Annotated in this window: 20 protein-coding genes; 7 read left to right on the top strand and 13 right to left on the bottom strand. The window is 65.5% G+C overall.

Annotation, left to right across the window (positions count from 1 at the left end):
* Positions 1-90: 90 nt before the first annotated feature.
* Genes rhmD through AWB83_RS25010 form a run of 3 tightly spaced genes read right to left on the bottom strand, consistent with a single transcriptional unit; the run spans position 91 to position 3423 of the window.
* Positions 91-1269 (bottom strand): L-rhamnonate dehydratase, encoded by a 1179-nt coding sequence (gene rhmD, locus AWB83_RS25020; protein WP_087048310.1) that lies wholly within the window; start codon positions 1267-1269, stop codon positions 91-93.
* A gap of 28 nt (positions 1270-1297) precedes the next feature.
* Positions 1298-2623, bottom strand: coding sequence for an MFS transporter (locus AWB83_RS25015; protein ID WP_087048309.1), 1326 nt, complete (start codon positions 2621-2623; stop codon positions 1298-1300).
* A gap of 38 nt (positions 2624-2661) precedes the next feature.
* The gene (locus AWB83_RS25010) at positions 2662-3423 is read right to left on the bottom strand and encodes an SDR family NAD(P)-dependent oxidoreductase (protein WP_087048308.1); all 762 of its coding nucleotides are present in this window, start codon (positions 3421-3423) and stop codon (positions 2662-2664) included.
* Positions 3424-3635: 212 nt separating this feature from the next.
* On the opposite strand from AWB83_RS25010, the gene AWB83_RS25005 reads away from it, so the two are divergent.
* The 3 genes from AWB83_RS25005 (at position 3636) to AWB83_RS24990 (ending at position 6147) form a co-directional block, all read left to right on the top strand.
* Positions 3636-5120 (top strand): Fic family protein, encoded by a 1485-nt coding sequence (locus tag AWB83_RS25005; protein ID WP_087048307.1) that lies wholly within the window; start codon positions 3636-3638, stop codon positions 5118-5120.
* Positions 5121-5596: 476 nt separating this feature from the next.
* Positions 5597-5866 (top strand): hypothetical protein, encoded by a 270-nt coding sequence (locus AWB83_RS24995; RefSeq protein WP_244197876.1) that lies wholly within the window; start codon positions 5597-5599, stop codon positions 5864-5866.
* 77 nt (positions 5867-5943) lie between these two features.
* Complete coding sequence (locus tag AWB83_RS24990) at positions 5944-6147, top strand: cold-shock protein (protein WP_087048304.1); 204 nt, start codon at positions 5944-5946, stop codon at positions 6145-6147.
* Positions 6148-6202: 55 nt separating this feature from the next.
* On the opposite strand, the gene AWB83_RS37555 is transcribed toward AWB83_RS24990, so the two are convergent.
* Entirely contained in the window at positions 6203-6334 is a 132-nt protein-coding gene (locus AWB83_RS37555; RefSeq protein ID WP_279629096.1) for a hypothetical protein, read from the bottom strand.
* A 235-nt stretch (positions 6335-6569) separates the two neighbouring features.
* On the opposite strand from AWB83_RS37555, the gene AWB83_RS24985 reads away from it, so the two are divergent.
* On the top strand, positions 6570-7424 hold the full coding sequence (locus AWB83_RS24985; protein ID WP_087048303.1) for a helix-turn-helix domain-containing protein: 855 nt from the start codon (positions 6570-6572) through the stop codon (positions 7422-7424).
* A gap of 9 nt (positions 7425-7433) precedes the next feature.
* Here AWB83_RS24985 and AWB83_RS24980 read toward each other — a convergent pair whose 3' ends face one another.
* The 3 genes from AWB83_RS24980 to AWB83_RS36215 form a co-directional block, all read right to left on the bottom strand.
* Positions 7434-9275: an ATP-binding response regulator gene (locus AWB83_RS24980; RefSeq protein ID WP_087048302.1), complete on the bottom strand. Its 1842-nt coding sequence runs from the start codon at positions 9273-9275 to the stop codon at positions 7434-7436.
* A gap of 3 nt (positions 9276-9278) precedes the next feature.
* Positions 9279-10916, bottom strand: coding sequence for an ATP-binding domain-containing protein (locus tag AWB83_RS24975; RefSeq protein ID WP_087048301.1), 1638 nt, complete (start codon positions 10914-10916; stop codon positions 9279-9281).
* A gap of 281 nt (positions 10917-11197) precedes the next feature.
* A complete protein-coding gene (locus AWB83_RS36215; RefSeq protein WP_143750104.1) occupies positions 11198-11623 on the bottom strand; it encodes a hypothetical protein in 426 nt (141 codons plus the stop codon).
* 285 nt (positions 11624-11908) lie between these two features.
* Between AWB83_RS36215 and AWB83_RS36210 the strand changes: the two genes are divergently transcribed.
* Entirely contained in the window at positions 11909-12718 is an 810-nt protein-coding gene (locus AWB83_RS36210) for a hypothetical protein (protein ID WP_143750103.1), read from the top strand.
* 89 nt (positions 12719-12807) lie between these two features.
* Positions 12808-12978 carry a hypothetical protein gene (locus AWB83_RS36855; RefSeq protein ID WP_167389160.1) on the top strand — a complete coding sequence of 57 codons (171 nt, stop codon included), beginning with the start codon at positions 12808-12810 and terminating at the stop codon, positions 12976-12978.
* 51 nt (positions 12979-13029) lie between these two features.
* Here AWB83_RS36855 and AWB83_RS24960 read toward each other — a convergent pair whose 3' ends face one another.
* The 6 genes from AWB83_RS24960 to AWB83_RS24935 form a co-directional block, all read right to left on the bottom strand.
* Positions 13030-13440 (bottom strand): response regulator, encoded by a 411-nt coding sequence (locus tag AWB83_RS24960; protein WP_244197882.1) that lies wholly within the window; start codon positions 13438-13440, stop codon positions 13030-13032.
* Positions 13441-13773: 333 nt separating this feature from the next.
* A complete protein-coding gene (locus tag AWB83_RS24955) occupies positions 13774-14520 on the bottom strand; it encodes an AraC family transcriptional regulator (RefSeq protein WP_087048394.1) in 747 nt (248 codons plus the stop codon).
* A gap of 166 nt (positions 14521-14686) precedes the next feature.
* Positions 14687-15970 carry an NAD(P)/FAD-dependent oxidoreductase gene (locus tag AWB83_RS24950; RefSeq protein WP_087048297.1) on the bottom strand — a complete coding sequence of 428 codons (1284 nt, stop codon included), beginning with the start codon at positions 15968-15970 and terminating at the stop codon, positions 14687-14689.
* The gene (locus AWB83_RS24945; protein WP_087048296.1) at positions 15967-16215 is read right to left on the bottom strand and encodes a (2Fe-2S)-binding protein; all 249 of its coding nucleotides are present in this window, start codon (positions 16213-16215) and stop codon (positions 15967-15969) included. The genes AWB83_RS24950 and AWB83_RS24945 overlap by 4 nt, the downstream gene beginning before the upstream one ends.
* Complete coding sequence (locus AWB83_RS24940; protein WP_087048295.1) at positions 16208-17356, bottom strand: NAD(P)/FAD-dependent oxidoreductase; 1149 nt, start codon at positions 17354-17356, stop codon at positions 16208-16210. Before AWB83_RS24940 ends, AWB83_RS24945 begins: the two co-directional genes overlap by 8 nt.
* Complete coding sequence (locus AWB83_RS24935; RefSeq protein ID WP_087048393.1) at positions 17353-18312, bottom strand: 4-hydroxyproline epimerase; 960 nt, start codon at positions 18310-18312, stop codon at positions 17353-17355. Before AWB83_RS24935 ends, AWB83_RS24940 begins: the two co-directional genes overlap by 4 nt.
* Before the next feature lie 216 nt (positions 18313-18528).
* On the opposite strand from AWB83_RS24935, the gene AWB83_RS24930 reads away from it, so the two are divergent.
* Positions 18529-19434: a dihydrodipicolinate synthase family protein gene (locus AWB83_RS24930; protein WP_087048294.1), complete on the top strand. Its 906-nt coding sequence runs from the start codon at positions 18529-18531 to the stop codon at positions 19432-19434.
* Positions 19435-19569: the final 135 nt, after the last annotated feature.

The following is a 19569-nucleotide window of genomic DNA, read 5'->3' as shown; positions in this document are numbered from 1 at the left end:
ACTGCTCGCAAATCATAGAGTCTGCGATTGCGATTGAGCTGCCGATTCCGTCTCAAACTGTCACGGCCGAAGGAAGTCGTCCGATATGTGTCAATGTGTGCAAGGACGCGTCAACGCGCACTCCGGATTCAGCCGCACGCCGAAGCCCGGCGTCTCCGGCACCTTCATGCGGCCGTTCACCGGCACGGGTTCGTCGAGCAGCAAGGGCGTAAACATCGGCACGACCTGATCGGCCTTGGGCGCCATCATCAGGAACTCGGCGAATGGCGAGTTGTGGCGCGTCACGACGAAGTGATAGCTGTACACCGACGATCCGTGCGGCACGACGAGCACGTTGTGCGCATCCGCGAGGGCCGAGATCTTGATGAGCTCCGTGATGCCGCCGCACCAGCCGACGTCCGGCTGCACGAGATCCGCGCAGCCCATCTCGAACAGCATGCGAAAGCCCCAGCGCGTCGCCTCGTGCTCGCCGGTCGTCACCATCATGCCGCTCGGGACCGCGCGGCGCAGTTCCGCATAGCCCCAGTAGTCGTCCGGCGGCAGCGCTTCCTCGATCCACTTCAGGCCGTATTCGCGCGCCGCGTTCGCGAGACGCTTCGCGTAGTTGAGATCGAGGCTCATCCAGCAGTCGAACATGAGCCAGAAATCGTCGCCGACTTTCGAGCGCATGTCCGCGAGCTTCGCGATGTTCTTCGCGAGCCCTTCCTCGCCTTCGGCCGGACCATGCTGCAAGGGCATCTTGCCGCCGATGAAACCCATCTCCTTGGCGAGATCGGGGCGCGCGCCGGTCGCGTAGAACTGCAGCTCGTCGCGCACCGGGCCGCCGAGCAGCTGGAACACCGGTTCCTTGCGCACCTTGGCGAGCAGATCCCATAGCGCGAGATCGACGCCCGAGATGGCGTTCAGCACGATCCCCTTGCGCCCGTAATACAGCGTCGCGTTGAACATCTGATCCCACATCTTTTCGATGTCGGTCACGCGCTGCCCTTCGATGAAGCGCGCGAGATGCTTCTCGACGATGAACGCGCCGATCTCGCCGCCCGTCGTCACCGCGAAGCCGACGGTGCCGTCGCTCGCCTCGATCTCGACGACGAGCGAGCCGAGCACGTTCAGCCCGAACGACTGGCGGCTCTTGCGGTATTCGGGATAGCGGGCCATCGGCGTGGCGATGTGATCGTCGATCCAGTGATCGGCGCCCTGATCGTGATAATCGGCGCCGCCGCCGCGAACGGTAAAGGCGCGCACCTGGCGAATCGTGGGCATGGACATGGTCTGGCTCCGTGTTTGGCTTCGTTGTCTAGGATGCTTTCGCGGGCTTGCCGCGCGCATCGGCGATCGGGCTGCTTTCATGCGTGCGCACCATCAGGATGATGATCAACGCCGCGAGGACGCTCGCGCCGGCGAGCACCATGAGTCCGGCGCTCGTCGAATGGAACGCGGCTTCGGCGGCGGTGCGGGCCAGCGGCGCGAAGAATCCGCCGAGGCCGCCGAGCGAGTTGATGAGGGCAATGCCCGCCGCCGCGGCCGCGCCCGTGAGATAGCGCGTCGGGAACGTCCAGAAGAGCGGCTGCGCGGCAATGAAGCCGCTCGCCGCGCAGCACAGCGCAATGAGCGAGACGACCGGCGTGCCCGCGAGCCCCGACACCGCGATCGCGACGCCCGACATCGCCAGCAGGGCCACGGCGCAGAGGCGATGCCTGCCCGTGCGATCGGCATGACGCGGCACGATCCACGTGACGATCACGGCGGCGATCCACGGCAGCGCCGTCACGAGCCCGACGCGAAAGCCCACCTTGGCGCCGAGCAGCGCCGACACCTGCTGCGGCAGATAGAAGACGACGCCGTACACCGCCGCCTGGATCAGGAAATACACGCAGCACAGCACCAGCACGCGCGGATCGACGAGCGCCGCCAGCACGCGACGCGGTCCGTGCGAGGCCGCGGCGCGCGCGTCGTCGGCGAGGCGCCCGACGAGCAGCGCGCGTTGCTCGTTCGTGAGCCAGCGTGCCTTCGCGGGATCGTCGTCGAGATACCAGAACGCCCACGCGCCGACGATCGACGCGAGCAGCCCTTCGATCAGAAACAGCCATTGCCAGCCTTTGAAGCCGAGCGCGCCGTGCAGATCGAGCAGCAAGCCGGAAAGCGGCGCGCCGAAGATGAACGCGAGCGGCGCGCCGAAATAGAACACGCCGAGCGCGCGCGCCCGCGACGATTGCGGAAACCAGCGCGTCAGGTAATACACGATGCCCGGAAAGAAGCCCGCCTCCGCCACGCCGAGCAGAAAGCGCAGCACGTGGAAGGCCGCGGCGGTATGCGCGAAGGCCATCCCCGCCGAGACGAGGCCCCAGGTCACCATGATGCGGCACAGCCACAGCTTCGCGCCGACGCGATGCAGCAGCAGGTTGCTCGGCACTTCGAACAGCGCATAGCCGACGAAGAACACGCCCGCGCCGAAGGCGAACGCGGCGTTCGTGAGGCCCGTGTCCTGCTGCAGCGCCTTCTGCGCGAAGCCGATGTTCGCGCGATCGAGAAACGCCAGCACGTACATCAGCAGCAGGAACGGCAGCAGCCGGCGCATCACGCGGGACGTGACGGCGCCTTCCGCGCTTGCGGAGTCATTCATGTCTCTCTCCAGATGACTCGTTGGAAGCCGCCGCGCGCTCAGTAAGTCGCGCGCCCGCCCGACAGATCGAACACGGCGCCCGTGCTGAATGCGCAGTCCTCGGACGCGAGCCACAGGATCAGCGAGGCGGCCTCCTGCGGCATCAGGAAGCGGTTCATCGGTATCCTGGAAAGCATGTAGTCGATGTGCTGCTGCGACATCGAATCGAAGATTTCGGTCTTGGCGGCAGCGGGCGTGACGGCGTTCACGAGGATGTTCTTGCCCGCGAGCTCCTTGCCGAGCGACTTGGTGAGGCCGATCAGCCCGGCCTTCGACGCGCTGTAGTGCGAGGCGTTCGGATTGCCCTCCTTGCCCGCGATCGACGCGATATTGACGATGCGCCCGTAGCCCGCCTTCAGCATGTGCGGCACGACGGCGCGGCAGGTCAGATAAGGCCCGATGAGATTGACGTCGATCACGCGGCGCCACACGTCCGGTGCGAGCTCCCAGGTCGTGCCGTTGCCGCCCGTGATGCCCGCGTTGTTGACGAGCACGTCGATCCTGCCGTGCGCGGCGAGCGTGTTCTTGACGGCGGCATCGACGGAGGCTTCGTCGGTCAGTTCGACGACCGCGTCGCTGACCTTGCGTCCCTCGTATTTCGCCGCGAGTTCCGCGCTCGTGCGCTGCAGGCGTTCGCCGTCCACATCCCACAGCGATACGCCCGCGCCCGATTCCAGCGCCCGCTCCGCCACCGCGAGACCGATGCCGCGCGCGCCGCCCGTGACGATCACGGTGCGGTCCGCCAGGTCGATACGGTTCATGGGTTCGTCTCCTTTCGTTGTTCGTCGGGTTTCATGCCGTGAGAGGCACTATAGCCCCGCGCCAATAGCGCAACAATTCGAAAGGGCGATCGTTCGATAGCAAAAGCGGATCGGTCGGGGCGCGGGCCGGAGCCGCCGTTATAATTTTTCGATGAAAACCGGTAAAAATGAGCCTAAAGTTATAACTTCTCGATAACGGTGAAGAAATCTCGATGACGCCCATCGGCTACGCCCGCCTCATTGCCATCGGCGAACTGCGCGTGACGCCGCCGCAGAAGCTCGCCTACGCCAGTTCGTCCGTGAACCGGCGTATCGACAGCGAGAGCCAGATTCTGTTTCCCAACAGCGTGGCTTTCGACGATACGCCCGTCGGACATCTGGAGTTCGCGCTGCGTCACGAAGGCGTGAATCTCGAAGTCATCGACGCGGCGTTCGAGCATATCGAGCCCGGCGATCTCATCGCCCGTCTGCGCGCGACGCCGACCGGCGAGCAGATTCGTCGCGCCTGCTTTCTCTGGGAGTGGCTGACCGGCAAGGAACTGGAGGCGGGCGTGAGCGTCAGGGGCGGCTATGTCGATCTCTTTCCAGCCGATCGCTATTACACCGCGCCGCAGCCCACCCGCGCGCCGCGTTTTCGCGTGCGCGACAACGCGCTCGGCACGCCGCATTTCTGTCCGACCGTGCATCGCTCCGCCATTCCCGACGATCCGCCACTGGCCGACCTGCTTCTCGAAGCGCAAAACGCGCTGGATGCGATGCAGGACCCCGAACTCTATCGGCGCGCGCTCGCGTTTCTGTATCTGTCGGAGACGCGCGGCAGTTACGCGATCGAATCGGAGACGCCCAGCTCCGACAAGCAGGAGCGCTTCGTGCAGCTTCTCAGGCGCGCGGGCGAACCGGCGAAAGTGGACGAGGAATGGCTGGTGCAGTTGCAGAACGTCATCGTGCGCGACGTCTACAGCCAGGAAGCGTCGTACCGGACCAAGCAGAACTGGCTGGAGGACGCGGCGGGCCGCATCGACTTTTTCCCGGCGCCGATCGACGATCTGCGGCGCGTCATGGCGGACTGGGAACATTTCGTCAACGATCAGAAGCGCTGCCCCGACGTGCTCGTGAAAGCCGCCTGCGCCGCCTTCGGCTTCGTCTACCTGCATCCCTTTTTCGACGGCAACGGCCGGCTGCATCGGTTCCTCATCCAGCACGTGCTGGCGCGCTCGGGCTTGCTGGGCCCGGATACGGTGATCCCCGTTTCGGCGGTCATGGAACGGAACATACCGGCATATCACACCGTCCTGACGGCCTTTTCGCGTCCGGTGACGAGGCTATGGAATTACCGGCGCGTCGATACGGAGCCGCTCATCCTCCAGGCGCCGTCGAGCCGCGCCTACCGGTTCTTCAACGCCGACCGCGAGGTGGCGTTCCTGCACGCGATGATCAAGCTCGCCGTGCGCGAGGAAATCCCGCGCGAAATCGCCTGGCTGCAGGGTTATGACGCGGCATTCGCGCAGTTGAACGACGAGTTCGACCTGCCGCGGAAAGATCTGTCCGCACTGATCCGCATGATTCAGTCGAACAAGGGTGTGCTTTCGGCGCATCGCAGGAAACAGTATCAGCGGATTCCGCGCGTGGTTCTCGACCGCATCGAGGAAGTGGTGCGCGAGGCGTTCGTCAATGGCGCGGCGACGTCATCGCGTTAGGCTTTTTCGATGCGAAGCCCGCAATCGCCCCGAAAATTAAAATTTCTCGATAAGAGTTAAGGAATTTCGAGCGGCATCAGCGGCTCAGGGCGATTCCGGCGGGCGTCCCCCCGAACGCTGAACCCGCGCACCCGCGAGTCCTTTTTGTGGAACGAGCGTGTCCCGGAAGTTTCTGTCGGCGAAAAGCGCGAACGTAAAAAGCGCAATGACCCCGAAAGGCCAGAGAAGAAGAACGGCGAGCAACACGGCGACCTCCGAACGATGTTGCATCGCAGTTTATAACGCGTAAAACCGTCAATTGTCGTGAAAATCGACAATACTCCGTTCAACAATCGCGAACTTTCATTCGGTTTGCACCGATTCGCCGCAGTGCTCGTCGCCCGTTCGCCCATCGGGCACAGGCGTTGCTTGAGCACGCAGCCGCCGACTTCGAGACGCGCGACCCGCGCGCATGACGAACCCTCACCACGAAAAGCATGTTCACTCCGAAAGCCTGCACCGCTACCTGCGTTCTCGACGGCATGCCCGTCACGCTGACCTACTTCCCCGACACCGCGCTGCTGCGCATCACCGACTCCGCCGGGCACTGCGTGCGCGAAACGCGCTGGCCCGCGCCGTGGCGCAGCCTGCTCGACACGCTGCGCGAGTTCAGCGGACGCGAAGCCGAGGGCCAGCTTTCGACCCTGCTCGGCGAAATCCTCGTCGCCCAAGGGCCGGCACACGCGAGCGCGGCCGCCCTGGCGTGATTCGCGCATTTTCGAATCGAATCTATCCACCGATGCGAGGACGGTCCTCGCCCAACGCTGCAGACAAAGAGGAAACGATGGCAACCGGCACTGTGAAATGGTTCAACGATGCAAAGGGCTTCGGCTTCATCAAACCGGACGACGGCAGTCCTGACCTGTTTGCGCATTTCTCCGAGATTCGCGCGGATGGCTTCAAGTCCCTGCAGGAATATCAGCGTGTGTCGTTCGACGTAAAGCAAGGGCCGAAGGGCCTGCAGGCCGCCAACATTCAGCCGCAGTAATGCGCATCGCCGTGAAGAGGCTCTCGATGGCCTTCACGGCGAAATCAACACGTCATCATTCACAACCTTTCAGAACCGGCGCGGACGATTGCCGCAGCGCCAGCCGGTAAAGCAGAAAACGCCCCGCGAAAATTCCCGCCACCACGCCGGACACGAGGCCGTTCAGCACGACGAAGGTCGAATCCACGGCGATATGTCGACCCGGAAGTTTCCATTCCTATGCGGAACCGCGGACCGGCGCAGAAGCGCGGCCGTCGCGCGCCTTTCGCCGGTTAAAGAAACCGACCGCGCGGCTCCGGCCGCGACATTTTGAGTACACCGACCCGCGCCATTTACAATATCGAATCGACTGCGCAGGGTCCGCCCGACCCGCGCCGAACCGCACCTCTCGCAGTCCCACCCTTACGGATCCGACTGGCTGAATGGTCACTGAAACGTCTTCTTCGGAATCGCTCGCCGTCGCGGAGCGCGTGCGCGAGCTCATGAGCCGTCACGGCATCGGAAAGCGGCAGCAGACCGCCGAGCTGTGCCGCATCCTCGATCTGAGTTTTTCGCAAGGTCACCGCAAGCTGCGCGGCAACAGTCCGTGGACGCTCGCGCAAATCCGCCGCGTCGCGGATGCATTCGACGAACCCGCGCTCAAGCTCTTCGATTCCATCAACACGCGCCCGGACGAAACCGAAGGCACCGCGCACGACGCGGTCTTCAAGCTCGGTTCGCTGGAGATTCCCTGCATGGCCTGGGTGGGCGCCGCGCTCGAGGCGGGCAGCCGTCCGGATTTCATCGCGCAGAAGCTCAACAACCGCTGGATCGTCACCAAGCACGAGGGCGTGCTGCTTCAGGAGGCGTGCGACGTCCACAAGATCGAGATCCAGCCGCGCCGCCCCGACACCGACAAGCCGGTGATCGCCGTGGTCGACGACGATCATGCCTCCGCCGACAACCTGCACGACTATCTCGAATGCACCGGCTTCGCGGCGATGGCCTTCTATGGCCTCGACGCGTTTCTCGAAGCGCTGCAGACGCAGGTCTTCGATGCCGTCGTGATCGACTGGCTGTTCGGCGTGCATACGTCGGCGGGCGCGATCCGCGCGGTGCGCGAATCCGACAATCCGGACGCGCCGATCTTCGTGCTGACGGGCGAGCTGACAACGGGCAAGGCGAGCGAATCGGAGATCAGCCAGATCATCCGCGACTACAACGTCACGTGCTTCGAGAAGCCCGCGCGGCTCGGCATTCTGGTCGCGGATCTTTCCAAGCGGCTGATGCGCAGCTAGCCGGGCACGTCAGGCGGCGCGCCGGCGCGCGGTCACCGCGCGGTGCACGGCGCCCTTGAGCACTTCGTAGCGCACTGGCTTCAGCAGATAGTCGAAGAACAGGATCGCCGCGCTCGGGTCGACCAGTTCGGGCGCGTAGGCGCTCACCGCGATGATCGGCACGCTCGCGCCCGGCGCGCTGCGCGCGCGGTACTCGTGCGCGAACGAGTAGCCGTCCTTGCCGGGCATGTGCAGATCGGCGAGGATCACGTCGGCGTCGTTGGCGCGCAGCCAGGCGAGCGCGCTGTCCACGTGCGGCATGGCGACCGCCGAATAGCCCAGATGCGTGAGCATCTCGGTCAGCGAGTCGCGGATCGATTCGTGGTCGTCGATCACGAGCACGCGCGATTTGCGCAACTCGGGCGCGTCGGCTTCCTGCTCGCCTCGCTCCGGAAGATGCTCCACCGACACGACGGGCAAGCTCACGCGAAACGCCGCGCCCTGTCCCACTTCGCTGGACACTTCTATCCGGCCGGCGAGCAGATCGACGAGCCCGCGCACGACCGCGAGCCCCATGCCCGCGCCGTCGAAGCGCCGCGTGCTCGACGAATCGAGCTGCGTGAACTCCTGGAAGATCAACGGCAGCTGCTCGCGGGAAATGCCCGGACCGGTGTCGATCACGGAGATGTCGAGGCGTTTTTCCGTGCGCTCGAAATGCACGTCGATCGAACCCGCCTCCGTGTACTTGATCGCGTTGGTCACGAGATTCGTGACGATCTGCCGCACGCGATGCGGGTCCGATTCGATCGGACCGCGCCCGCCCGCATAGTCGCCGCGTAATTCCAGGCCCTTCGCACTCGCGGCGGGCATGTTCGCATCGACGATCGAATCGAGCAGCTCCAGCGGATCGAACGCCGCCATGCGCAACTCCAGCTTGCCGGCGCCTAGACGCGCATAGTCGGTGAGATCGCGCATCTGCGCTTCGAGATGGCGCGCGCCCGTTTCCAGCCGGTGAATGATCTTGCGGTCGGCGTCGCCGCGCAGGTTCAGGCCGAGCAGTTCGACCGAGGAGACGATCGCGTGCAACGGCGTGCGCAACTCGTGGCTGATCATGCCGAGGAAGGTGTCCTTCGCGACGCCGGCCTCGCGCGCCACGCGCGTCGCCTGATGCTCGGCCGCGAGCGCCGCGCGCTGCTGCTCGATCAGGCGCGTGCGCCGGTAGCCGTTGAAGAGCAGCAGCAAGGTGGCGGCGGCCGACAGCAGCCCGAGCAGGATGCCGCCCAGGATCAGATAGCGGCGCTTCGCGTCGAAATCGCGCACGATCGCCGCACGCTCCACGACATCCATGAGCCGGCGCCCGCTCGCCAGCTCCGCGACGACGGGCGCGTTCTGGCGCAGCACGCCGATCACGCGCAAGGTGTGCTGGCGCTCGGCCTGGAGCCCTTCGACATCGGTCTTGATGGACGCGAGCGCGGTCTGCAACTGCCGCAGGATTTCGCGCTGCCGGTTGAAGAGCGCCTCGTGGCCTTCGGAGAGGCCCGGCGAGTCCGACACCTGCGCGAGCCTCGCGCGCAGCAGGCGATAGCTCGCGCGCACGGCGTCCGCATCGTCATCGATGCCATTGCGATACAGAAGCACGTGGTTCTCGAAGCGCTCGTAGGCGATCTGGAACTGCGCGGCATCCCAATAGACGTCGTACGGAACGACGAGCTTGTGCGTCTCGCGCGCGAGCAAGCCCGAGTACAGCATGTAGCCGACCGCGCCGATCGGCGGCGCGACCGCGAGCGCGATCAGCGCCGCGTACCAGAGGCGGCGAAACCAGGGGCGCGCGGCGTGTGCGCGCAGAGACGGTTCAGAGCTGGTGACTGCCATCCTTCACTGCAACGCCTCGATGGCCTGGGCCGCGCGCACGGACGCGACCACGATCAGCTTCATCGTCGCCCGCGTCGCGCCGACGAAAATCTTGCGCGCAGCCTGCTCGTCGAGCGCATCGAAATCGACTTCCGTGAGAATCACGCACGGCGCCGACTGTCCCTTGAAGCGATAGATCGATTCGAGCAGCACGTCGCCGTCGCGATACTCCGGGTTGCCGAAGAGATCGTAGGTGCCGGTGAAGGCGCGCAGCCGGTGCGGGCCGAGCTGGTCGACGGTGGTGAGCGCCGAGCCTTCGCGCCCCCGGAACGACAGCACCGCGATGTCCTGCTTGCGGAAACCGAGCGACAGCGCCTGCGTGATCGCGCGCTTGGTCGCCTCGACGATTTCCTCCGGCTGCCCGTCCTCGTAGGTCGAGATGCTCACGTCCGAGCCGTCGAACGGACTACCCGCGTCGAGCCGCACGTCGGGACCGACGATCTTGCGGATGAAGCCCAGCAGGTCGCGCGGGCTGCGGTAGTTCGTCGTCTCGCGCAAGATGGTCCAGCCGGGCAGCGGCACCGGCTCGCGCAGATAGAGGTTCTGCATCGGGTCCTCGAGCCACCACCAGGCGCCCTCGGGATTGAGCAGGCGTTCGAGCGCCTCGACCCACGCGGCCTGAAAATCCTGCCCTTCGTCGACGATCAGCACGTCGGTCTTCCAGTGCCCGGGCACGGGCACCGCGGCGAAGCGCTCTTCCAGCGTCGCGAAGACATCGGGCTGGCTGAAGTCGGGCGGGCTGCCCGCGTCGCGCGCCACCGCCGCGCTCAGCTGATGGTAGTTCGCGATCTTCGCCTCCTTCGGCGCGATCGCGCGGATATGGTCGGCGAGCGGCCGGTTGAAGCACACGTAGAGCACGCTCTTGCCTTGCGTCAGGGAATCGCGCATGACGCGCACGGCGAGCTGCGTCTTGCCCGCACCGGCGGTCGCGATCACGCGCAGGCGGAACGGTTCGAATTCGAGGCGCCGCGCCCACGTCGCGAGGCCGCCCGACAAGCGCGTGACGAGCGTGTTGGCCGCGCCGACGAGCGCGTTGGTGTCCGGCGTGAGCGAAAGCTCGTCGGCGAGAAAATGGTGGATGCGCGCCGCCGATTCGAAGCGCGGTTCACCGGGCGGCAGGATCTCGAGCACGACGCCCGCGAGCTGCGACTTGCGGCGCGCATCGACGATGCGCGCGGGCGCGACGCCCGCGATCGCGGCGTCCTTCACCGTGTAATCGGGGCAGTAGAGCAGTTCCTCGATGCGATACGTGCCCGCGCCAAATGCCGCCGTGAAGCGCCGATGCAGATTCTCCAGCGTGCGCGCCAGCTGAATGGCGACGTTGCGCTCCTTCTGCAGATAGACCTTGACGAGTCCCGCGCTGGTCTCGCGCAGAAAGCCCGCCTTCTGCTCGATCATCAGCACGCGCCCCGACGGCGCGACGACGACGAAATCCGCTTCGCCGAAAACGGAAAAGCCTTCGTTGACGCGCGTCCAGTGCACGCCGTGATAGACGGTGTAGTCGTCGGGCAGTTGTTCCAGGAGCGCGAGCGTTTCGAGTTCGCGCGCTGCCGCGCCGGTCGCTTCGAGGTTCTTCCAGTCGTCGGGAACGATTCGGGCCATGCCGTGCCTTTGGGCTGAGGGGGTTGCGTCGTGCGCCTAATTGTACGCAACGCACCGCGCGGCGGCGGGTCAGCCGAACGGCTGATCGGCCAACTGGCGTAGTCGTATCGCGCGCCGCGTTCCAGCGGCGCTGACAGGCCGCTATATCCGGCCATCCGACTTGATGGAGTTACGCCCGACCGTGATGGGTCGCCCCGGCAAGCGCGACCCGCTGCGGCGTCATCAACCCGGACGAATGAGAACGGCCAACGCCGCGTAGCAGCCGAAACCGATCAGATCCCTTAGACGAATCGAAAATCGGTTGCCGAAAGCTTGATAGGTGAGTTCAAGCCACTCATCACCTTGTTTTTTGCGACCACGAGGATTTGGTCGAGATTTGCGAGAAAGGCGATTCGATCGCCCTCCAGTGAACCATCAGATCCAAACACGTCGGTCAGGCATCCGAGCGTGACTTGTATTTGAAATCGCTTGTTTCGAATCTCGTGTTGGAAGAAAAGGTCGCCTTCCAGGCGCAGCAAAGGGGCGTTGAGCATTAAAGACTCCCAGACTCGCGATTTTTGCAGCGAAACACGCCCGTTCTTACCGTAGTTCGCCAGCCTGTTATGGCACTCGCATTTAGGACACACGAAATAAATACCGAAACAATCGATGGCTGGGTGAGCAGCATCGCGCGGCAGATTGAAATGACATCGGATGCAGTGCCACATGGCGCCCCCTTGACAACTGACTGCCGTCTCAACCCTATGCCTTTTGCGAGCGAACAGCTAACAAATCTCTGCAATGATCGGCGGACGTCCCGATGGTGCTCAGCGATGAGCTGCGCCGGTTCTCGCACGTTTGCGAACATGCGCTGAACCGCCCTCGTAGGCGTCGTTTTCCGTTTCAAAACACAAGTGGCTTTCGTACCGGATCTCCGTGATCTGGGGACCAGTCAGGTCTATATCAACGACGGTGTATGTGAAGCCCCCGCCACCCGAGGCCTGCACAACAACATGAAATTCATGATTTCCGATTTTCATCAAGCGCGACATGGAGAGCTCCAGTGTTCTGTTCCGATTGCCAATACACCCATTGTGCGCCCCTTTCGCGTCCTTGAGAAAAAACATGGCGACAGCGCTCCTCCCGCGCCAGGACAGGTAGAGGTCGACGCTGCCAATCGCAGTCAGCGTTCGACCGAAATCCGCACTCTGAAGTGGTCGCGGATCCGCCGCGTCGCCGGAGTGATCCATGTCCTGCCGGACAAGACCGCGGACGGCAGCGGCGTCGCTATCGACTTTGCAATCACGCCGGAAATCGAGGATGTTCGGACGGTGCGAAGCGCCGAAATCTTTTCGGTGGCCGCAAGGGGACACGCATCAAATAACACTATCGGCTTGCCGGAACGCACGCTCAACGTTCTTCCGCTGCGGTTTGATGAAGATGCCCACGTAGTTCTTCGGATAACCGCGTATGGTGAACTTCGACCGAATTTCCAGCCGATGAAAGAAAACGCTCAACCAGGCCGTTTGAAACCCGAGAAATACATGAACGGCGCAAGCGCCACGCCGAGTAATCCCGGGGTTATTTCAGAGCCATCGAATGGGCGGAATCAGATTGGCGAATCGCTGATTCTCGTCATTAAGCCGCGATGGGAACGAATTGACTGCCATCAGGCGTTTCAGATATGTCTTCATGCGATATGTCCGAGCGATTCGGCGCGTAATTGGCAGGACCGAAATAATTGCCCGCCAACGGCGCTTCGTTCATCGCCCGAGCTCCAGATTCGACGATGCCGCCAGCGGTACGCCCCTTGCATGAAATGAACCTGTGCGCGCCCGGGCGTCGAAAGGACAGCGTCCTTTCATGAAGACCGCACTACGCTTACCAATACTCAACGAGAAAGGAGAAATCGATGACGTTGATCATCTACCTCATCGGCTGGCTGATCCTGATCGGCGGCGTGTCATGGGCGCTGGTCGCGATGCACGTCTCACAGCATACGATCATGATCGTCGCGGTCATCATGCTGGGTATCGCCGTCATCACGGGCGCGACGCGAGCGCGCAATCGCGACCGTTCATGACGACTCGGCACGCGGCGCAAGCACGCCGCGTTCGTCCCGCGTATCAGCGCCTCAAGTCACCACCCGCGCGCCGGCGGCATCCTGTATCAGCGTGACGAGTTCGTCGGGCTGCACGGGCTTGGTCATGAAATGCTGGAATCCTTCGCCGATGCTTCGCAGGCGATACTCCTCGCCATCGTGTCCCGTCAGCGCGATCGCCACGGAAGGCGGCAGGTTGCCGCGTATTTCGTGATCCCGCAAACGTTGGATGAGATAGAAACCGTCCATTTCGGGTAGGTCGAGATCGCAGATCACCGTATCGGGGAGATGCTCGATCGCTGCTTGCGCGCCATCTTCGGCGTCGGCCACGGCGATCACTTCGGCACCTTCCTCTTCCAGCAACATTTGCAGCGATGCCCTGCTCTCGGGATCGTCTTCGACGAGCACGATCCGCATATGCCCCAGTCTTGCTACTTCGCTCATGATGTTCTTTTCTACAGCCAAAAACGGAATTCTCGCGACGGTCTCCACTGCTCGCCGCCATGCGCTCCGATTGACACGAAAACGCGGCGGAAATTCCGAACGCACCGTTATTTATGCCGCGTGTGCGCCGGTGCGGAACGCTCGCGGTTTTGGCCGCGACGTGTGAAATTCTGCCCGGTCGCGGCGTGCCTAACCGAGCAAAAACCGGACCGCCGGCCGTCGTCGCCGCGAAGGCTCCGTCTGGCGGGCCTCTTCGCGGATGCGCGCCGCGCGCGTCCGGAACGTCGAAGCACGACTGTGTAATTCCGGCACCAGCCGTACCCCGATTTCCCGTCAGACATTTGCGTCCCGCGCCGAATCGGGGCGCGTTGCCCCGGACTGCAACAGCGCGCGATATTCGCTCGGCGTAATGCCCACGGTCGCCTTGAACTGACGCGTAAACGCACTGTGATCGGTATAGCCGCACAGCGCGGCGACATCGGTGACCTTGTCGTGCGTGACGAGCAGCGCCGTGGCCGCGTCGAGCCGCGTCTTCAGAAGAACCTGGCGCGGGGTCAGATGAAAGACCTTGTGGAAATAGCGCTCCAGCTGCGCGATCGACATGTTCGCCATCTGCGCGAGCTGCCGCATGTTGAGCGGGTGCACGTAGTTTTCCTGGATGTGCTGCACCACCGCCGCGAGCCGGCTGTACGCCGGATGCGTGCCCTCGGCGGCCTGCAGATCGCGCGATATGCCCGCGAGCCCCACGATATTGCCCTGACTGTCGTGCAGCGGCTGTTTGCAGGTCATGCACCAGCCGGGCTCGCGCCCCGGGTAGAGATGCAGTTCGAGCTGATCGATCAGTTGATGCCCCTGCGCGATGATCGCCTGATCCTGCGCCGTGTAGATACGCCCGAAGCGGCGCGGAAACACGTCCTCCGCGGTCTTGCCGAGAAGCGCGGCCTTGTCGTCCTTGTGGCCGCAGCGGCGGGCGAGCGTGCGATTGACCATCGCATAGCGCGCCTCGCGGTCCTTCACGAAGAACACGATGTCGGGCATCGCATCGAACACCGGCGCGAGCAGCGCGAAATGCGCGAGCATGTCGGCGAGCGTCGATCCGGGAAGCGGCGCAATCGATGGCGCGGGCGCGTCGTTCGCCGTGAGGCCTGTCGTGCTCGTCATGCGTCGTGGTGTGAGTTGCGCTCGGTTGAAGCAGGCGCCCGATTATAGGAGCACGCGGGCGCGGACAAAATTGGCGCTGGCCCCACTATGCATGCGGCGGCCCGGCAGGATCGCGCGCGGCGATCAGCGTGTCGATGCGCACCGGCGTGAACGGCGGTCGCGCCACCGCGCGCGGCCATCCGAAGTAGATGGATGCCGCCTCGCCGCAGATGCGCCCCTGACACGGACCCATGCCGCAGCGCGTCTGGAGCTTCGCGTCGCGCCAATCCGCGTGCGCGGCGACTTCGCCGAGCGGGACGTCCTCGCAGCGGCACAGCAAGGTGTCCGGAGACGGCATCGCGCGGGCGGCGGGACCGAGTTCGAACGCGCGCGCCACGCGCCGGGCAAACGCGCGCCAGCGATCGCGCTCGCGCTCGAAACGCGCGTCGGCGGACACGCCGAGCGCCGCATGCGCCGCGAGCGCGCCCTCCGCGCTCGCCAGTTCCATCCCGCCGACGCCCGTGCATTCGCCCGCCGCGTAGATGTCTTCGAGCGAGGTGCGCTGCGCATCGTCGACGCGGATCGCGCCGTCGGCTTCGGCGATCGAGCAGCCGAGCGCGAGCGCCAGCGTCGCGTTCGGCACGAGCCCGTAGCCGCACGCGATGCGATCCGCTTCAATCGTTTCATCGCGCCCGCGCGTGCGAATGGTGACGGCCTCGACGCGGGTTCCACCATGCGCCTTCACGACGACGCTTTCCGCGCGATACCGCGAGACGCCGAGCGCACTTGCCAGCGCCGCCGCCTGCGCCAGCTTGCCCGGCGTACGCACGAGCGAGGCGACGAATCGCGCCACGCGGGCAAGCGGAGCCTGCTCGATCACTGCGAGGACATCGGCGCCGTGGCGGCGCGCGGTATCGGCGACGGCGAGCAAAAGCGGCCCGCTGCCCGCCACGACGACGCGCTCGCCGCGCACCGGCATCCCGCCCTTGACGAGCGCCTGCAGGCCGCCCGCGCCGCTCACGCCGGGCAAGGTCCAGCCTTCGAATGGCAGGAGACGCTCGCGCGCGCCCGTCGCCAGGATGAGCTTCGAATAGCCGAGCACGACCGGCGCACCGTCGCGTTCCAGCAAGAGCCGCTTGTCGCCGGGGGCGGCGGCGACCTTCGCCGCGTTCATGACGAAGAGGTTCGGGCGACGCCGCGCATCGTCCAGCCATTCGCGCAGCGGCGCGGCGGACGCAAGCGTCGGCCCCTGCCGCCAGATCTGTCCGCCGGGGCGCGGATTGTCGTCGATGAGCGCGACGCGCGCGCCCGCGCGTGCCGCGATTCGCGCCGCGCTCAATCCCGCGGGGCCCGCACCGACGATCGCGATATCGGCATGCTCGGCTTTCATCGCATGGTCTCGATCGAGAGGCCGTCGCGGCAAAGCGTCTGACAGCCGAGCACATGCGCGCGGCCATCGACCTTCACGCGGCATTCGTGGCACACGCCCATGCCGCACAGCGCGGCGCGCGGCTCGCCGATGACCGAGCGGCGCGTCGCGCTGACGCCGCGCATCGCGAGCGCCGCCGCGACGGTCGTGAAAGCGGGCACGGCGAGCGGCTCGCCGTCGACGGTCACGCTGACGAAATCATCCATCCGCGTGCTCCTCCGCGAATCGTTGCGGCGAGAAGGCGCTCGTGTCGGGCATGTCGAATGGAACGGAATCGCCGAGGAGCTGCGCGGCGATGAGCTTCGCCGTGCCGAGCGATGTCGTCACGCCGAGCCCTTCGTGACCCGCCGCGAGCCACAGCCGGTCGCCCGTATGACGCGCCGGGCCGATCAGCGGCAGGCCGTCGGGCGTGGCCGCGCGAAAGCCGGTCCACGCGCGGATCGCGTCGAGCGCGCCGATGCCGGGCAGATATCGCGTCGCGCGCGCGAGCATCGCGGAAAGCACATCGATGTCGACGGCGGGATCGACGGTGCCGAACTGGCGCGACGAGCCGATCAGCACCTGCCCGGTCGGACGCGGTTGCGCGTTGAACGCAACCGAGGTGCCGCGCGCGTGATGCGCGCTCTTGATGTAGCCGAGCTCCAGCACCTGATGCCGGATCGTGCCGGAATAGCGGTCGGTGATGAGCAAGTGGCCCTTTTTCGCTTCGAGCGGCACGCCGGCGATCAGATCCGGCACCGCGAGCCCATTGGCGACAATGACATGCGCGGCCGAGCGAAGCTCGCCGCTCGCCAGCGTGACGCCGGCGTGAGCGTCGTTTGCATCGACGGCGCGAACCGCGCAACCGGTCGACACGCGGATGCGCGCCGCGCCCGGCGAGCAGCTCAGAAGCCATTGCGCGGCGGCCGGTGCGTACACGATGGCGTCGTCCTCGATCAGAAGGCCGCCCTGCATCGCGTGACTGAGCGCCGGCTCCGACTCGCGCAGGGCGGCCGCATCGAGCATGCGCGCGTTCACGCCCGCCGCCGCGAACGCGTCGCGCATGGCGCGGGCGGCGCCGAGCTCCTCTTCGTCTTCGGCTACCCAGAGGGTGCCGCAGCGGTGAAAGGCATCGCGCTCGCGCAACTGCGGCGCGAGCGCGAGCCACAGTTCGCGCGATGCCCGCGCCAGCGCGAACTCGGCGCGCGTATCGTTCATCACGACGATATGGCCCATGCCGGCCGCCGTTGCGCCGCCGCCGATGCCGCGCGCCTCCAGCACCTCGACCGACAGCCCGCGCTGCGCGAACTCCGCCGCGCACGCCGCCCCGACGATCCCCGCGCCGACGACGATCACATCCGCATTCATGCCTGAGCGCCGAGCTCGATGCCGCGTGTGAACGGATCGCGCTCGTCGAACACGAGACGCCCTTCGCCCATGATGTGCGCGTACCCGGTGATCGTCGGAACGAGGCTGTCGCGCTCGGTCGAGTAACTTCCCTCGAACACGCTGCCGATGATGCTTTCCTGACGCCACACCTCGCCCGGCGCGAGCAGACCGTCGGCCGCGAGGCACGCGAGCTTCGCGCTCGTGCCGGTGCCGCACGGCGAGCGGTCGTACGCGCTGCCCGGACACAGCACGAAGTTGCGGCTGTCGACGCCCGGAACCGGCGAATCCGCAAACAGCTCGATATGGTCGATGTACGCGCCATCGGCGCCCGTGATGCCCTGCGCGCGCAGCGCGTCGCGGATCGCTTCGGTGAAGGCGGTCAGCTCGCCGATGCGCGCGGGAACGAGCTCGCGCCCGTGATCCGCGACGAGGAAGAACCAGTTGCCGCCCCAGGCGACGTCGCCCGTGAGCGGACCGTGACCGGGCAGGTCGACCGTCACCGCGCGCAGATGCCGGTATGCGGGCACGTTGCGCACGCTGACGCTGCCGTTCGCGTTGAGCGTCGCATCGACGGGACCGACCGGCGTGTCGATGCGATGCCGCCCCGTCGCGATTCGGCGTGCGTAGGCGAGCGACGCGACGAGCCCGATCGTGCCGTGCCCGCACATGCCAAGATAGCCGACGTTATTGAAGAAGATGACGCCCGCGGCCGCGGCCGGATCGTCGGGCTCGCACAGGAGCGCGCCGACCATCACGTCCGAGCCGCGCGGTTCGGTGGCGATGGCGCGGCGCCAGTCGTCGAAGCGCGTGCGGAACGTGTCGAGACGTTGCGGGAGGGTGCCGCCGCCCAGATCCGGGCCACCCGCGATCACGAGGCGCGTCGGTTCGCCGCCCGTATGCGAGTCGATGATGTCGATGGTTTTCATGCCGCCTATCCTAGAAATGCGGGCGGCGGGCGTCTTGAAGCGGCTTGACGGTTTTGATGACGATATCGGCACAAGTGGGCGTTGCCCTGGAGCGCTTCCCCGGGCCGCGCTTCAACGACGAAACGGCTATGCCGAAATCGGCACGCCGCGCGCGCGAAACACGCAAGACGCCCGATTTTCCGGTGCTTACACTGCCTACCGTCCCAACATTTTCGGAGAGCCGTCGTGACGCATATCTGGGAAGGCGTGATGCCCGCCGTGACCACCAAGTTCAACGCCGATTTCAGCATAGACCGCGCGTGGACCGCGAAGAACATCGACGCGCAGATCGACGCGGGCGTGGACGGCATCATCGTGTGCGGGTCCCTCGGCGAAGCATCGACGCTCTCGCTCGACGAAAAGCTCGAAGTGCTCGACATCGCCGTGGACGCCGCGCGCGGCCGCGTGCCGGTGCTTCTGACGATCGCGGAAAACAGCACGCTCGACGGCTGCCGTCAGGCCGAACGCGCCGCCGGCCACGGCGCGGCGGGTTACATGGTGCTGCCGGGGCTGCGCTATCTGTCGGACCGGCGCGAGACGCTCAACCACTTCCGCATGGTCGCCGACGCGAGTCCGCTGCCGGTGATGGTCTACAACAATCCGCTCGCCTACGGCGTCGACGTCACGCCGAAGATGTTCGCCGAACTGGCCGAGGACGCAAAGTTCGCGGCGATCAAGGAATCGAGCGGCGACGTGCGGCGCATCACCGATCTCATCAACGAAACGGGCGATCGCTACGCGCTCTTCTGCGGCGTCGACAATCTGGCAATGGAGGCGCTGCTGATGGGCGCGCACGGCTGGGTTGCAGGGCTCGTCTGCGCGTTCCCGCGCGAGACGGTGGCGATCTACAAGCTGATTCGCGCCGGACGGGTCGAGGAAGCGCGTTCGATTTACCGCTGGTTCGCGCCGCTGCTCGCGCTCGACGTGTCGCACAAGCTCGTGCAGAACATCAAGCTCGCGGAGGCGATCGTCGGACTCGGCACGGAGCCCGTGCGGCCGCCGCGCCTGCCGCTCGCGGGTGAGGAGCGCAAGGAAGTCGAAGCGCTGATCCGGCGCGGCATCGAGACGCGCCCGGCCTTGCCCGCCGTGTGACGCGCGACGATTTCCAAACCGCTCGCGCCCATGAAAAATGCCGTCCCCGGGACGGCATTCAGACTGCTGACGAACCCCATGTTTTTCGGAACGTGGGGTTTGTTTTTTAGGCGGCAGCGCTGTTGGAGCGATGCG

This window comes from Caballeronia ptereochthonis (genome assembly GCF_001545075.1).
GTDB classification, from domain to species: Bacteria; Pseudomonadota; Gammaproteobacteria; order Burkholderiales; family Burkholderiaceae; genus Caballeronia; species Caballeronia ptereochthonis.
The sequence above is the reverse complement of the archived record's forward strand: the minus strand, read 5'-3'. Positions and strand labels throughout refer to the sequence as shown.